General features: G+C 59.1%; 15 protein-coding genes. 6 read left to right on the forward strand and 9 right to left on the reverse strand.

The window, feature by feature from the left end:
- The first annotated feature begins 41 nt into the window (after nucleotides 1-41).
- Nucleotides 42-1,286 carry a tryptophan permease gene (mtr, locus tag DR88_RS10400; protein WP_004149926.1) on the forward strand — a complete coding sequence of 415 codons (1,245 nt, stop codon included), beginning with the start codon at nucleotides 42-44 and terminating at the stop codon, nucleotides 1,284-1,286.
- 44 nt (nucleotides 1,287-1,330) lie between these two features.
- Here the strand turns inward: mtr and DR88_RS10395 are convergent, their stop codons facing one another.
- The 3 genes from DR88_RS10395 to ubiU form a co-directional block, all read right to left on the reverse strand.
- On the reverse strand, nucleotides 1,331-2,338 hold the full coding sequence (locus DR88_RS10395) for a luciferase-like monooxygenase (RefSeq protein WP_002918234.1): 1,008 nt from the start codon (nucleotides 2,336-2,338) through the stop codon (nucleotides 1,331-1,333).
- Between the two features lie 143 nt (nucleotides 2,339-2,481).
- Nucleotides 2,482-3,360, reverse strand: a complete 879-nt coding sequence (locus DR88_RS10390) for a U32 family peptidase (RefSeq protein ID WP_002918233.1) — start codon at nucleotides 3,358-3,360, stop codon at nucleotides 2,482-2,484.
- A 5-nt stretch (nucleotides 3,361-3,365) separates the two neighbouring features.
- Nucleotides 3,366-4,361, reverse strand: a complete 996-nt coding sequence (ubiU, locus tag DR88_RS10385) for a ubiquinone anaerobic biosynthesis protein UbiU (RefSeq protein ID WP_002918232.1) — start codon at nucleotides 4,359-4,361, stop codon at nucleotides 3,366-3,368.
- A gap of 221 nt (nucleotides 4,362-4,582) precedes the next feature.
- On the opposite strand from ubiU, the gene ubiT reads away from it, so the two are divergent.
- Both ubiT and DR88_RS10375 read left to right on the forward strand, forming a co-directional pair.
- A complete protein-coding gene (ubiT, locus tag DR88_RS10380; protein ID WP_002918231.1) occupies nucleotides 4,583-5,107 on the forward strand; it encodes a ubiquinone anaerobic biosynthesis accessory factor UbiT in 525 nt (174 codons plus the stop codon).
- A complete protein-coding gene (locus DR88_RS10375; RefSeq protein ID WP_002918229.1) occupies nucleotides 5,101-5,604 on the forward strand; it encodes a GNAT family N-acetyltransferase in 504 nt (167 codons plus the stop codon). Before ubiT ends, DR88_RS10375 begins: the two co-directional genes overlap by 7 nt.
- Here DR88_RS10375 and DR88_RS10370 read toward each other — a convergent pair.
- Entirely contained in the window at nucleotides 5,591-5,881 is a 291-nt protein-coding gene (locus tag DR88_RS10370) for a GIY-YIG nuclease family protein (protein WP_002918226.1), read from the reverse strand. The two genes, DR88_RS10375 and DR88_RS10370, sit on opposite strands and share 14 nt — an antisense overlap.
- 49 nt (nucleotides 5,882-5,930) lie before the next feature.
- On the opposite strand from DR88_RS10370, the gene DR88_RS10365 reads away from it, so the two are divergent.
- On the forward strand, nucleotides 5,931-6,374 hold the full coding sequence (locus DR88_RS10365) for a YhbP family protein (RefSeq protein WP_002918223.1): 444 nt from the start codon (nucleotides 5,931-5,933) through the stop codon (nucleotides 6,372-6,374).
- Here the strand turns inward: DR88_RS10365 and DR88_RS10360 are convergent.
- Entirely contained in the window at nucleotides 6,336-6,872 is a 537-nt protein-coding gene (locus DR88_RS10360; RefSeq protein WP_025861533.1) for a type 1 glutamine amidotransferase domain-containing protein, read from the reverse strand. The genes DR88_RS10365 and DR88_RS10360 overlap by 39 nt on opposite strands.
- Before the next feature lie 128 nt (nucleotides 6,873-7,000).
- Here DR88_RS10360 and DR88_RS10355 point away from each other — a divergent pair, with 128 nt between their 5' ends.
- On the forward strand, nucleotides 7,001-7,648 hold the full coding sequence (locus DR88_RS10355) for an NAD(P)H-binding protein (protein ID WP_004181410.1): 648 nt from the start codon (nucleotides 7,001-7,003) through the stop codon (nucleotides 7,646-7,648).
- 75 nt (nucleotides 7,649-7,723) lie between these two features.
- Nucleotides 7,724-8,764: a permease gene (locus DR88_RS10350; protein WP_004149921.1), complete on the forward strand. Its 1,041-nt coding sequence runs from the start codon at nucleotides 7,724-7,726 to the stop codon at nucleotides 8,762-8,764.
- 121 nt (nucleotides 8,765-8,885) lie between these two features.
- On the opposite strand, the gene dolP is transcribed toward DR88_RS10350, so the two are convergent.
- Genes dolP through DR88_RS10330 form a run of 4 tightly spaced genes read right to left on the reverse strand, consistent with a single transcriptional unit; the run spans nucleotide 8,886 to nucleotide 12,539 of the window.
- Nucleotides 8,886-9,461 (reverse strand): division/outer membrane stress-associated lipid-binding lipoprotein, encoded by a 576-nt coding sequence (dolP, locus tag DR88_RS10345; protein ID WP_002918214.1) that lies wholly within the window; start codon nucleotides 9,459-9,461, stop codon nucleotides 8,886-8,888.
- Between the two features lie 9 nt (nucleotides 9,462-9,470).
- A complete protein-coding gene (gene diaA / locus DR88_RS10340) occupies nucleotides 9,471-10,061 on the reverse strand; it encodes a DnaA initiator-associating protein DiaA (protein WP_002918211.1) in 591 nt (196 codons plus the stop codon).
- 25 nt (nucleotides 10,062-10,086) lie between these two features.
- A complete protein-coding gene (locus tag DR88_RS10335) occupies nucleotides 10,087-10,473 on the reverse strand; it encodes a YraN family protein (protein ID WP_002918206.1) in 387 nt (128 codons plus the stop codon).
- The gene (locus DR88_RS10330) at nucleotides 10,431-12,539 is read right to left on the reverse strand and encodes a penicillin-binding protein activator (RefSeq protein ID WP_025861535.1); all 2,109 of its coding nucleotides are present in this window, start codon (nucleotides 12,537-12,539) and stop codon (nucleotides 10,431-10,433) included. The genes DR88_RS10335 and DR88_RS10330 overlap by 43 nt, the downstream gene beginning before the upstream one ends.
- Nucleotides 12,540-12,564: the final 25 nt, after the last annotated feature.

Raw genomic sequence — 12,564 nt, forward strand, 5'->3', positions numbered from 1 at the left:
CTCAACGTGAGCGAAGTATTTTCGACTGGAGAATTCGGTAAATGGCGACACTAACCACTACGGCAACCCGTCCGTCTCTGTTTGGCGGCGTGGTGATTATCGGCGGCACGATTATCGGCGCGGGCATGTTCTCGCTGCCGGTGGTGATGTCCGGCGCGTGGTTTTTCTGGTCGCTGGCGGCGCTGGTCTTCACCTGGTTCTGCATGCTGCACTCCGGTTTGATGATCCTCGAGGCCAATCTTAACTACCGCATCGGCTCCAGCTTCGACACCATTACCAAAGACCTGCTCGGCAAGGGCTGGAACCTGGTGAACGGTGTATCAATCGCCTTTGTGCTCTATATCCTGGCCTACGCCTATATTTCGGCGAGCGGTTCGATCCTCCACCACACCTTCAGTGAACTGTCGCTGAAGGTGCCGGCGCGCGCGGCGGGCTTCGGCTTTGCGCTGCTGGTGGCGTTTATCGTCTGGATGAGCACCAAAGCGGTGAGCCGCATGACGGCTATCGTACTGGGCGCTAAGGTGATCACCTTCTTCCTGACCTTCGGTAGCCTGCTCGGGCACGTCGAGCCGACGACGCTATTTAACGTTGCGGAGAAGAATGCCTCCTATGCGCCATACCTGCTGATGACGCTCCCGTTCTGCCTGGCCTCGTTTGGCTATCACGGCAACGTGCCGAGCCTGATGAAATACTACGGAAAAGATCCGCGCACCATCATCCGCTGCTTAACCTACGGTACGCTGCTGGCGCTGGGTCTGTATGTCGTTTGGCTGCTGGTGACGATGGGTAACATCCCTCGTCCGCAGTTTATCGACATTGCGCAGAAGGGCGGCAACATTGATGTGCTGGTGCAGGCGCTGAGCGGCGTGCTGAATAGTCGGAGCCTGGATCTGCTGCTGGTGGTGTTCTCGAACTTTGCTGTCGCCAGTTCGTTCCTCGGCGTGACGCTGGGGCTGTTCGACTACCTGGCGGATCTGTTTGGCTTTGACGATAGCGCGATGGGACGCTTTAAAACCGCGCTGCTGACCTTTATCCCGCCGATGATTGGCGGACTGGTCAAACCCGATGGTTTCCTCTACGCCATCGGCTATGCTGGCCTGGCGGCGACGATCTGGGCGGCGATTGTACCGGCGCTGCTGGCTCACGCCTCACGCAAACGCTTCGGCAGCCCACAGTTCCGCGTTTGGGGCGGAACGCCAATGATTGTGCTGATCCTGCTCTTTGGCCTCGGCAATGCGGTTGTACATATCCTGTCGAGCGTCAATCTGCTGCCGGTTTATCAGTAAAGCTATTGCCCGGTGGCGCGACGTCCACCGGGCTGACGTGTGTGTTACCCCAACAGCTCCTCTTTCACCTGCATCGCTAAATCGAAAGAATGCAGACGCGCCTGGTGGTCGAAGATCTGGCCATTGACCATGATTTCGTCCGCCTCGGTTTCACGCAGAATCGACTCTAGCCCATGGCGGACTTTAGTTTTATCGCCGACCAGCGACATGCTCAGTGCCTGCTGCACACCATACTGCTCGGATGCTGACCACAGCTGATGCATATTTTCCACCGGCGGCGGCAACTGCCCGGTCTCGCCGCGACGCAGCTTCACAAACGCCTGCTGCATGGAGGTGAAGAGAAACTCCGCATCGCGGTTGCTGTCGGCGGCGATGATATTGATACACACCATCGCGTACGGTTTTTCCAGCCGCGCCGAAGGTTTGAAATTGCTGCGATACAGATGTAGGGCCTGGAACAACATATCCGGCGCGAAGTGCGAGGCGAAGGCAAACGGCAGGCCGAGCTGCGCCGCCAGTTGCGCGCTATAGAGGCTTGAGCCCAGCAGCCATACTGGAATGCGCTCCCCGTAGCCGGGAACCGGGCGCACGTGCGGGTTCGGATCGCGGGCGTCAAACCAGTCCACCAGTTCCGCTACATCGCGCGGGAAATTATCGACATCGCCGCTCATATGGCGACGCAGGGCGCGCATGGTCGGCTGATCGCTGCCCGGCGCGCGGCCAAGGCCGAGGTCGATCCGCCCGGGGTAAAGGGTGTTCAGGGTGCCGAACTGCTCAGCTATCACCAGTGGAGAGTGGTTAGGCAGCATCACGCCGCCGGACCCGAGATGCAGGGTGGTGGTGTTGGCGGCGAGGTAGCCAATCAGCACCGAGGTCGCTGCGCTGGCAATGCCGACCATATTATGGTGCTCCGCCAGCCAGTAGCGATGATAGCCGCGCGATTCGGCCAGCCGGGCGAGATCCAGAGAGTGGGTAAAGGCTTCTTTGGCAGAAGATCCTTGCGGGATCGGCGCCAGATCGAGCACCGAGAATGGAACAGATTTGTCAGTCATAAAGGCTCACTTTGCTACAGCATCGTCATCAGATTGAAGGTCTTCTTCCAGCCTGGCGCATCCTGGACGCGCCAGCCAGAAAAGCTGCATCTTTAATAATGCATTAAAATCTGAGCACTGTTGTTAACAAAGTGAGCGGTTTATCAGGCCTGAAGCACCAGTCCTGGCAATCGTTTCCAGTAGCCGTTGCAATCGCTATTGCTGGTGAGATCCAGCGGCGCAGCGCCGTTTTCGTTGGCGCGGAAGGCCTCGAGCATGGCGAAGGTCTCGTTGCCCATCGGCGACAGGCGCACCATATCCACCAGGCCGTGCATGGAGGTCAGCTCATTGCCCAGGTTATAGACGTAGCCGCTCATGGTCTGAATACCGTTGAGCACGAACACCTGCTGGTTCTCCTGCGACAGCATGCTGCGCCCGGTAGGGTACTTGATGCAGCAGGTTTCGCACTCGTCCTTTGGCCGGTCTTCCGAGCGGGCGGTAAAGCAGCGCGCGGAATAAGCCAGCGGCAGATGGCCGTAGCTCAGCACTTCGACTTCAAACTGGTTGCGGATACCCAGTTCTTCGCACTGGGTCAGTAAATTAGCCAGCCAGTCGCGGGAGAGTTCCACCGGCATGCACCAGCGCACCATGCCCTGTTTCCGCAGCAGGCGCAGGGTGACGGCGTTGTAGCAGTTCAGCGCATGCCCGGCGACGAACGGTAGCTTGCGTTCGGCGCAGAGATTTACCACGCCCAAATCGCTGGCCTCAATCAGAAATTCGCCGTTATCGACATAGCGCTTCAGCTCGCCCAGTTCAGAAGAGGCCTGCACCAGCGCGAGGGTGGAGAGCACAACCTGCTTGCCGCTAGCGGCCAGCGTTTTCGCCATTTCGATCCAGTCGCCAACTTTGGTGGCGCGGCGTTTGCTGCATACCGCTTCGCCGAGATAAATGGTGTCGGCGCTGCAGTTTGCCGCCTGCTGGTAAAAATCTTCCAGCGTCTCTTTTGGCCAGTAGTACAGCACCGGCCCTAATGAATATTTCATGTTTCTCACTGCCATTTACGGTGATAAGCGCCAAGGGTAGTTTGTGTCCCCTCGGACATGGCGCCCAGGGTCTCCATCCAGGCGGACTGCGGTACGAAATTCTGCGGATCGGCTTTGCAGCGATCGATCGCCTGGCGCCAGACTTTCGCCACCTGGGTCACGTAAGCCGGGCTGCGCTGACGGCCTTCGATTTTCACCGAGGCGATATTGGCGGCCATCAATTCCGGCAACAGTTCCAAGGTGTTGAGGCTGGTGGGCTCCTCCAGCGCGTGATAGCGCTCGCCATCAACCAGGTAGCGGCCTTTGCACAGCGTCGGATAACCGGCATTCTCGCCATCCTGATAACGGTCAATCAGCACTTCATTGAGACGCGATTCCAGCCCCTGCGGCGTTTGCTGCCAGCGTACGAAGCGGGCAGGCGAACAGGCGCCGACGGTGTTGGGCGATTCGCCGGTCAGGTAGGAAGAGAGATAGCAGCGGCCTTCCGCCATGATGCACAGGCTGCCGAAGGCGAAGACTTCCAGCGGCACCGGCGTGGCGCGGGCCAACTGTTTCACCTGATGAATAGACAACACGCGCGGCAGTACGACGCGCGCGACGTCGAAGTTGCGATGATAGAAGCGAATGGCCTCTTCATTGGTGGCGGAAGCCTGCACCGAAACGTGACGCTCAATGTGTGGGTAACGCTCCGCAGCGTACTCCAGCATGGCGATATCGGCCAGAATGAGCGCATCGGCGCCCAGTTGAGCGGCCATATCCACTGCTCGCTGCCAGCGGGCGTAGCCGTCGGGATGAGCGAAGGTATTGATGGCGATATGCAGCTTACGACGGTGCTGATGCACAAAGCTGACGGCTTCCTGCAGTTTCTTTTCGGTGAAATTAAGGCCGGCAAAGTGGCGGGCGTTGGTGTCATCTTTCAGCCCGATATAGACGGCATCGGCGCCGTTTTCGATGGCCGCCTTAAGCGCCGGAAGGTTACCGGCTGGGCAGAGCAGCTCCATAATTTTTCCTGAAAAATGCGGCCCGTCAGGGACGCTGAATGGTTAACGAGCAGGGATTTTAGTTAACCTTCTGGTGACAATTTTTGATTTGAGGCAGTTAAAAGTGTATTGGCGGCGCCAATAACTGGCGGCCGTCATCGCGTTTTTGTTGATTTACGCCGCTATGTTGTTTATGTGATATGGCACAATAGCGGAACTATTGCATTCATGGAGTAAAGCTTGTGTTGGATAAACTGCGTTCCCGGCTGGTCCACTTTGGCCCGTCTTTAATGAGCGTGCCGGTTAAGCTGGCGCCTTTTGCCCTCAAGCGCCAGGTGCTGGAGCAAGTGCTGAGCTGGCAGTTTCGCCAGGCGCTGGCGGAGGGGGAGCTGGAGTTTCTTGAGGGGCGTTGGTTAAGTATTCATGTGCGTGACATCGGTCTGCTGTGGTATACCTCGGTAGTCGATGGTCGACTGGTGGTCAGCCAGCAGGCCGACGCCGACGTCAGCTTCAGCGCCGACGCCAGCGATCTGTTAATGATCGCCGCGCGCAAGCAGGATCCGGATACGCTATTCTTCCAGCGTCGTCTGGTCATTGAAGGCGATACGGAGCTGGGGCTGTATGTAAAAAATTTGATGGACGCCATTGAGCTCGAGCAGATGCCAAAAGCGCTGCGCGTGATGTTGCTGCAACTGGCGGATTTTGTCGAAGCTGGACTGAAGAGCCCGCAGAAACCTGAACAGACATCGGTAGGTGAGGCATGCTGATTCGAGTGGAGATTGGGATTGATGCACCGGGAATCGACGCGCTGCTGCGTCGTACTTTCGGCCGCGATGCCGAAGCGCAGCTGGTGCACGATCTGCGTGAAGATGGACTGATCACGCTGGGGGTAGTGGCGACGGATGATGAAGGCCAGGTGATCGGCTACGTTGCCTTCAGCCCGGTGGCGGTGGAAGGTGAAGAGCTGCAGTGGGTCGGCCTGGCGCCGCTGGCGGTAGATGAACGCTACCGCGGACAGGGCATTGGCCGGCAGCTGGTTTATGAAGGGCTGGACTCGCTGAATGAGTTTGGCTACGCCGCGGTGGTGACGCTGGGCGACCCGGATTTATACCGTCGCTTCGGCTTTGAACCGGCCGCGCGCTTCGATCTCCGCTGCCGCTGGCCGGACAGCGCCGAGGCGTTCCAGGTTCACCGTCTGGCGGATGACGCCCTCGACGGCGTCCATGGCCAGGTAGAATACAGCGAGCACTTTAATCGTCTTTAAGCCTTGCCAGCAGGGTTTCGAAGGCATCCTCTCCGGCAACGAGGCGCTCTTTTTCGCGCTTCGTTAGCTGCTTGACGCGATATTCCAGTCGCAATGCAAGTGAGTGTTCACCAACTTCGTGGCTAAAGGCCAGCTGCAGGTCGCCTTTGCCGCGCAACGCCTTTGCGCCTTTTCCCGCCTGATGCTGGCGAAAGCGGCGTGGCACGTCGGTGGTGATGCCGGTATAAAGGCGATTATCCGCGGTTCGAATGAGATACAGAAACCAGCACACGGTCACAAAGTCACTATGGTAAGGTGTGTGCACCATAGCATAATGGAGAAGAAAGATGGATACGCTTGCCGCCATTGGTCGCTGGCTGAGTAAACAGCACGTCGTCACCTGGTGCGTCTCCCGTGAAGACGAGCTGTGGTGCGCGAATGCCTTTTACGTCTATGACCCGGATACCGTGGCCTTTTATCTGCTCAGCGAGGAGCACACCCGCCATGGCCAGATGACCGGACAGAGGGCGAAGGTGGCCGGCACGGTTAACGGCCAGCCAAAAACGGTGGCCCTGATCCGCGGCGTGCAGTTCAAAGGCGAGATCCGTCGTCTGAGCGGTGACGAAGAGGCGCGAATGCGCCAGCGCTACGTCAAGCGCTTCCCGGTGGCCCGCATGCTGTCGGCGCCGGTATGGGAGATTCGTCCGGACGAAATCAAATTTACCGACAACACGCTGGGTTTCGGGAAAAAATTACACTGGCGGCGTGATGCCGGCGCCGAGCAGGCGTAGCGCTTCGCGATTGAAGGCCGGCAGATCGTCCGGCGTTCTGCTGGTGACCAGCTGTTCGTTATCGACCACCACCTCCTGGTCGTAAAACTCGCCCCCGGCGTTTTTCACATCCACCACAATCGGTTTCACCGCCGTGAGCTTACGTCCGCGGATCACATCGGCGCTGATCAGCAGCTGCGGGCCGTGGCAGATGGCAAACACCGGCTTACCGCCGTTGACAAAATCGCGGGTAAAGGTGACGAAGCGTTCATCACCACGCAGCTGGTCGGGAGAGTAGCCCCCGGGCAGCAATAAGGCATCAAATTCACCCGGTGTGACGTCATTGATGGCTCTGTCGATGGCGACCTCGGCTTCTCCCTGCTTACCCTTCACCGTTTTGCCAGCCTGCTTTTCGATCGTGATGACCTGATGCCCGGCGAGCTTAAAGGCTTCGGCGGGAGAGGTAAATTCAGAATCTTCAAAGTCGTCGGTAATGAGGACGGCTATCTTTTTACTCATGCTTCCTCCACTGTCTGGATGGTCAATGAGGTAATTCCATGATGATGGTGGATACTTACCTTGTAAGGTATTAAGCCTGGAACATGAGCCTGAAAGTGCAAGGCGGAGAATTCTGTAAAGGAGAACCAATGAGTCAGGTATTATTAACCGGCGCAACCGGGTTAGTTGGCGGTCACTTACTCCGGCTGCTGCAGAATGAGCCCCGTATAAGCACCATCGCCGCGCCGACGCGTCGCCCGCTGGCGCCAGCGGAAGGTGTCTTTAATCCTCACGATCCCCAGCTGACCGATGCCCTGGCGCAGGTGGTTGACCCGGTGGATATCGTCTTCTGTTGCCTGGGAACGACGCGCCGGGAGGCCGGGAGCAAAGAGGCCTTCGTCCATGCTGACTACACGCTGGTGGTTGATACCGCGCTGACCGGCAAACGACTGGGTGCGCAACATATGCTGGTGGTTAGCGCGATGGGCGCCAACGCCCACTCGCCGTTTTTCTACAATCGGGTGAAGGGGGAAATGGAGGCGGCGCTGATTGAGCAAGACTGGCCGCGGCTGACCATCGCCAGGCCGTCGATGCTGTCAGGCGAGCGGGAAAAAAAGCGGGCCAATGAGACCTTCCTCGCACCATTGTTCCGGCTCTTGCCGGGGAACTGGAAATCCATTGCGGCCCGCGATGTGGCGATCGCCCTGCTGGCGGAGGCGCTGTCGCCCACCCACGAAGGGGTGCGAATTCTGTCATCATCGGAACTACGGGAGCGCGCCGCGCGGCAGGCTGAATAGCGGTTTGCAAACGCAGGCTTCCGGCGTAGTATTCACGGCTTCAATTCATATCCACATTTCTTGCTGGGGAATGCTATGGCTGGTCAGTCTTCATCTCAGGCGGCGTCACCATTTCAATGGTGGAAACCCGCGCTTTTCTTTCTCGTCGTGATTGTTGGTCTGTGGTACGTCAAATGGCAGCCGTACTACGGGAAAGCCTTCACCGCTGCGGAAACCCACAGTATCGGTAAATCCATTCTCGCCCAGGCCGACGCTAACCCGCTGATGGCGGCGTGGGACTATGCGATGGTTTACTTCCTTGCCGTCTGGAAAGCGGCGGTGCTCGGCGTGCTGCTCGGGTCATTGATTCAGGTTCTCATTCCGCGCGACTGGCTGCTACGCACCCTGGGACAATCGCGGTTTCAGGGCACGCTGCTGGGAGCGATTTTCTCGCTGCCCGGCATGATGTGCACCTGCTGCGCCGCGCCGGTCACGGCCGGGATGCGCAAACAGCAGGTGTCGATGGGCGGGGCGCTGGCGTTCTGGATGGGGAACCCGCTGCTCAATCCGGCGACGCTGGTGTTTATGGGTTTTGTTCTGGGCTGGCAGTTTGCGCTGGTTCGCCTGGTGGCGGGTCTGGCGACAGTATTAACTGTGGCGACGCTGGTGCAGAAATGGGTGAAAGAGGCGGCGACGCAGCCGGTAGCGGTGCCTGCTGCACCGTCGGAAGCGACTCAGGGCGGCTTCTTTAGCCGCTGGCTTCAGGCGCTGTGGACGCTGTTCTGGAACACGATCCCGGTTTATATCCTCGCGGTGCTGGTGCTGGGAGCGGCGCGCGTCTGGCTGTTCCCGCACGCCGATGGCGTGGTGGATAATACGTTGTTCTGGGTTATCGCGATGGCGATCGCCGGCTGCCTGTTTGTGATCCCTACTGCGGCGGAAATTCCGATTGTGCAGACAATGATGCTGGCGGGTATGGGGACGGCGCCCGCGCTGGCGCTGCTCATCACACTGCCGGCAGTGAGCGTGCCGTCGCTGATTATGCTGCGTAAAGCCTTCCCGGCCAAAGCGCTGTGGCTGACGGGCGGACTGGTGGCGCTGTGCGGGGCGATTGTCGGTGCGCTGGCGCTGGTGTAGTTTGCCGTAAACGTACGCATAGCCGGATTGGATGCCGGGTGGCGGCTACGCCTTACCCGGCACACAACGTACAGGGGGCGGTAGCCCGGCTAAGCGCAGCGCCAGCCGGGAAACTGCAGCTTTATTTAATGTAGGTAAAGGCGGTGGTCACCCGGGATACGCCGCTTACCCGGCTGGCAATATCCGCCGCCGCCCGGCCTTCGCGGTCGGTCACCAGCCCCATCAGGAAGACTTCGCTGTTTTCCGTGGTTACTTTCACGTTCGAGGATTTGACCTGATCGGTGCTCAGGAGCTGCGAACGCACCTTGGTGGTAATCCAGGTATCAGACGAGGCGGTGCCTAAACCAATCGGCTGGCCCTGGCGCACTTCATTAAACACTTCCGTGGTCCCTTCCACGCCCATGGCGATTTGCTTGGCGCGCGCGGAGAGGTCCGGCGTCGGCGACTGGCCGGTCAGCAGGACTTTGCCCTGATAAGCGGTGACGTTGATACGGGCCTGTTTCTTAATCTGTTCATCTTTCGACAAGGCGCTATTGACGCGCAGTTCCAGGGTACTGTCATCGACCTGGGTTCCCACCGTACGCGGGTCCGTTGCGGCTTTGGTGCCGACTGCTGCCGTTCCGACTACCGCGGCGGCAACGCAGCCCTGCAGCAGTAGTGCAGAAAGCAGGATGGCGAGGGGCGAGAGAGCCTTCATGTGTTCTCCTTAATCGTCCTGGTGTGGAAAAAGAGTGTTATCTATCAAATCGCACAGACAGTTGACGGTCAGCATGTGCATCTCCTGGATACGCGCGCTGCGATGGGAGGGGATGCGGATTTCGACATCCTGTTGACCTAACAGGCCCGCCAGCTCACCGCCGTCATAGCCGGTTAACGCGACGATGGTCATGTCGCGGGTCACGGCGGCTTCCACCGCCTTGACGATGTCCCGACTGTTTCCGCGCGTAGAGATCGCCAGCAGCACATCGCCGGCGTGTCCCAGGGCGCGCACCTGCTTGGCGTAGATCTCGTCATGCAAGCGATCGTTAGCGATGGCGGTTAAGACCACATTATCGGTATTTAGTGCAATGGCAGGTAAACCAGGGCGTTCCGTTTCAAAGCGATTAATCATGCTGGCAGCAAAATGCTGTGCGTTGGCGGCGGAGGTGCCATTACCACAACAGAGGATTTTGTTGCCGTTAAGCAGGGACTGGACGAGCGTCATCGCCGCCCGGGAGATGGCGTCCGGGAGTGCTTCCGCTGCGGCAATTTGGGTTTGAATGCTTTCGGTAAAGCAGGCTTTGATTCTGTCGAGCACGGGATCCCTTACTTCTGGTATTACGCTATTCGCCAAAGGCGTTTTTTAGCCATTGGATGTCGTTTCCGGTGAAGGCTACCACATCGAAACGGCAATCCACAGTCTCAAAGCTCCCATTCTGTCGGCAGAGCCACAAACGGGCGGCTTTAAGCAGTCGTTGTTGTTTTTGCGGAGTGACGCTGGCTGCCGCATCACCGTACCGGGCGCTACGGCGGTAGCGCACTTCGATAAAAACGGTGACCGTGCCGTCGCGCATGATAAGGTCAATTTCGCCGCCACGCTCGCGGGCATTGGCGGCGATAAAACGCAGGCCCTGGCCTTCCAGCCAGCGGCGAGCCTGGTTTTCCCAGGCATCGCCGGTCTGTTTGCTTAGCTGGCCGGAACGATTTTTCCCTGCTGGTACTTGAGCCATGACAGTTTCCTGTTAATCACGCAATCCTGGTTGGCCGTCAGATCGCCGGTATTGCCGTTCAGCTCGAAGCCAGGCGTCTGGCGCATTTGCGTGAAGTGATTTGCCAGTGACCAGGCGTCAGCGCCCATGGCATACAGACGCGCCAGCGAGTAGTCATTACGCACCGCGGACAGCGCCTGCTGCATTAGAGACGGATTGCTGCCGGCCAGCATGGGGATCTCACTATACTGCAAGCCTTCCATCTCCAGACGGAAATCCGGCCCCGCGGTGCCCTGGGCGCTGCGCGAGCTGGCGTACAGGGTGACATTGCTCTGGCTGCCGTTGCGCATGGCGATCATCGGTTTGATATAGGCAATCTGTTCCGGGGTGGCGAGGATATAGGCCGCATCGACGCTGCCGCCGCTGCTTACCGGCATCTCATCCGCACTGCCGAGGATGCTGTTCTGCGCTGATGGCAGGGTGGAGACCGGGGTGCCGCTCAGCGCAATGCCCCCGCCGCCGTTCACGCCGGCGCGCAGTTCGGCCGTGGATCCAAAACGTTGCTGCAGGACGCTGGCGCCGCCCAGCTTCAGCCACTCGTCGGCAAAAGCGCTAACCACACGATCGCCCAGCGCGCCGCGCGGAACCAGCAGCAGTGGGGTCTGTTTCCCCTGTTGGTGGATATGTCGGGCGGCGTCACGCGCTTCGTCTTCCGGAGAAAGCGCGAAATAGCAGAGGTTAGCGCGGCTTTCGACTTTTTCCGGCTGGTTGAGGGCCAGCACATTGAGCGGCGTGTTGCTCTTGATAACCTCTTCAACGTTTTCTTTCAGCAACGGCCCAACCACCAGGGTGGCGCCATCCTGCTGCGCCTGGGCGAGCAGCTGGCTTATCGGCTGGGTGGTGGTGTCGTAAATTTTCAGTTCCGCAGAAGGGTTGGCGGCGGTTGCGACCACGGGCTGCGGCTGTGCGGCCGGCGCGGTAACCGGCTGGGTGGCCGGGGAAGCGGTAGTCTGCGGCGTGGCGGATGTTGCCGGCGCCTGGGCTGCCGGTTCCGCAGCAGGCGCTGCCTGGTCCTGCGTCGGGGCCTGAACCGGATCAGCGCGGCTTCCGGTGGCGGTAAGATCGCTGATTTCTGCCTGCGACGGACTCACCACATCATCATTACCGGAGACATTCGCCGCCTGGGCGACCTGGGCGGGAACCGCGCTGCCCGTCACCGACGGCGCGCCGTTTTTGGCGGCTTCAAAGCCCTGCTGGATAGTGCGGCCGAAGATCGACGCCTGACCGTTCAGCGGCAGAAAAAGCGCAATCTTGTTGATGGACGCAGGCTTATAGTTTTGCATATTCACAAGCGCCGTCGGCAGCATTTTAGCGCCCGGGTTTTGCGGATAGCGCGTCTGCCAGTCTTTAACGCCCGCTTTCAGTAGCGTCGGATCGTTGCGGTTGTCAAACCACATCCGCTGCAGATCCAGCCAGCCCTGGAGGATATTTTCATCGGCGTTGATCACCAGCGCATTGGCCTGGTCCTGGGGCATCGAGGTGAGCGCTTGCCAGGTCGCATCAATATTTTTCTGACGCTGTTTGGCGTCACTCAGCAGCGGCTGCTGGGCGATTAAGGCGCGCAGCAGGGTCAGCGATGGTTTGCCCTGGCTGGCATCGATTTGCGCCTGCCAGTAGCGCGCCTGCTGAGGCTGCTCAAGGTTTGTCGGATCGATCTTAGCCAGCAGATTACGGGCGGCCTGATAATCGTTCTGCGCCAGCTTCACTTCCACCGCCAGCAGCGACTGTTCACGGGCCTGAGTGCTGTTCAGGTTCGCCGGCAGCTGGTTAAACAGGTCGATAGCCTGCTGCTTCTTCCCTTCCTGCAGTAGTGCACGAATGGCGAGTAATTGCCAGTTGGTCTTGCTATCATTCGTGCTTTGCTGCATCTGCTGTAAGTAGAAACTGGAGTTGGCCTGCGACGTACCCTGCATAAACGCCGCGCTTTGATCCTGCGTGTGGGTGCCGCAGCCAGCAAAAATAAGAGTCGCCAGCAATACGGGCAGGCAGCGCGCGGGCTTAGAACGAAGAAATGTTGACGGTACCATAAGTGTCCAGTGATATTTTTTTGGC

The sequence above is a fragment of the Klebsiella pneumoniae genome (assembly GCF_000742135.1).
Classification (GTDB): domain Bacteria; phylum Pseudomonadota; class Gammaproteobacteria; order Enterobacterales; family Enterobacteriaceae; genus Klebsiella; species Klebsiella pneumoniae.

What these genes read in the sequence shown, in the direction of transcription:
- DR88_RS10365 (WP_002918223.1), top strand. Translation starts at nt 5,931, where the DNA reads ATGGATACGCTTGCCGCCATTGGTCGCTGGCTGAGTAAACAGCACGTC.
- mtr (WP_004149926.1), top strand. Translation starts at nt 42, where the DNA reads ATGGCGACACTAACCACTACGGCAACCCGTCCGTCTCTGTTTGGCGGC.
- DR88_RS10355 (WP_004181410.1), top strand. Translation starts at nt 7,001, where the DNA reads ATGAGTCAGGTATTATTAACCGGCGCAACCGGGTTAGTTGGCGGTCAC.
- DR88_RS10360 (WP_025861533.1), bottom strand. Translation starts at nt 6,872, where the DNA reads ATGAGTAAAAAGATAGCCGTCCTCATTACCGACGACTTTGAAGATTCT.
- DR88_RS10335 (WP_002918206.1), bottom strand. Translation starts at nt 10,473, where the DNA reads ATGGCTCAAGTACCAGCAGGGAAAAATCGTTCCGGCCAGCTAAGCAAA.
- DR88_RS10330 (WP_025861535.1), bottom strand. Translation starts at nt 12,539, where the DNA reads ATGGTACCGTCAACATTTCTTCGTTCTAAGCCCGCGCGCTGCCTGCCC.
- ubiU (WP_002918232.1), bottom strand. Translation starts at nt 4,361, where the DNA reads ATGGAGCTGCTCTGCCCAGCCGGTAACCTTCCGGCGCTTAAGGCGGCC.
- DR88_RS10395 (WP_002918234.1), bottom strand. Translation starts at nt 2,338, where the DNA reads ATGACTGACAAATCTGTTCCATTCTCGGTGCTCGATCTGGCGCCGATC.
- DR88_RS10350 (WP_004149921.1), top strand. Translation starts at nt 7,724, where the DNA reads ATGGCTGGTCAGTCTTCATCTCAGGCGGCGTCACCATTTCAATGGTGG.
- DR88_RS10375 (WP_002918229.1), top strand. Translation starts at nt 5,101, where the DNA reads ATGCTGATTCGAGTGGAGATTGGGATTGATGCACCGGGAATCGACGCG.
- DR88_RS10390 (WP_002918233.1), bottom strand. Translation starts at nt 3,360, where the DNA reads ATGAAATATTCATTAGGGCCGGTGCTGTACTACTGGCCAAAAGAGACG.
- dolP (WP_002918214.1), bottom strand. Translation starts at nt 9,461, where the DNA reads ATGAAGGCTCTCTCGCCCCTCGCCATCCTGCTTTCTGCACTACTGCTG.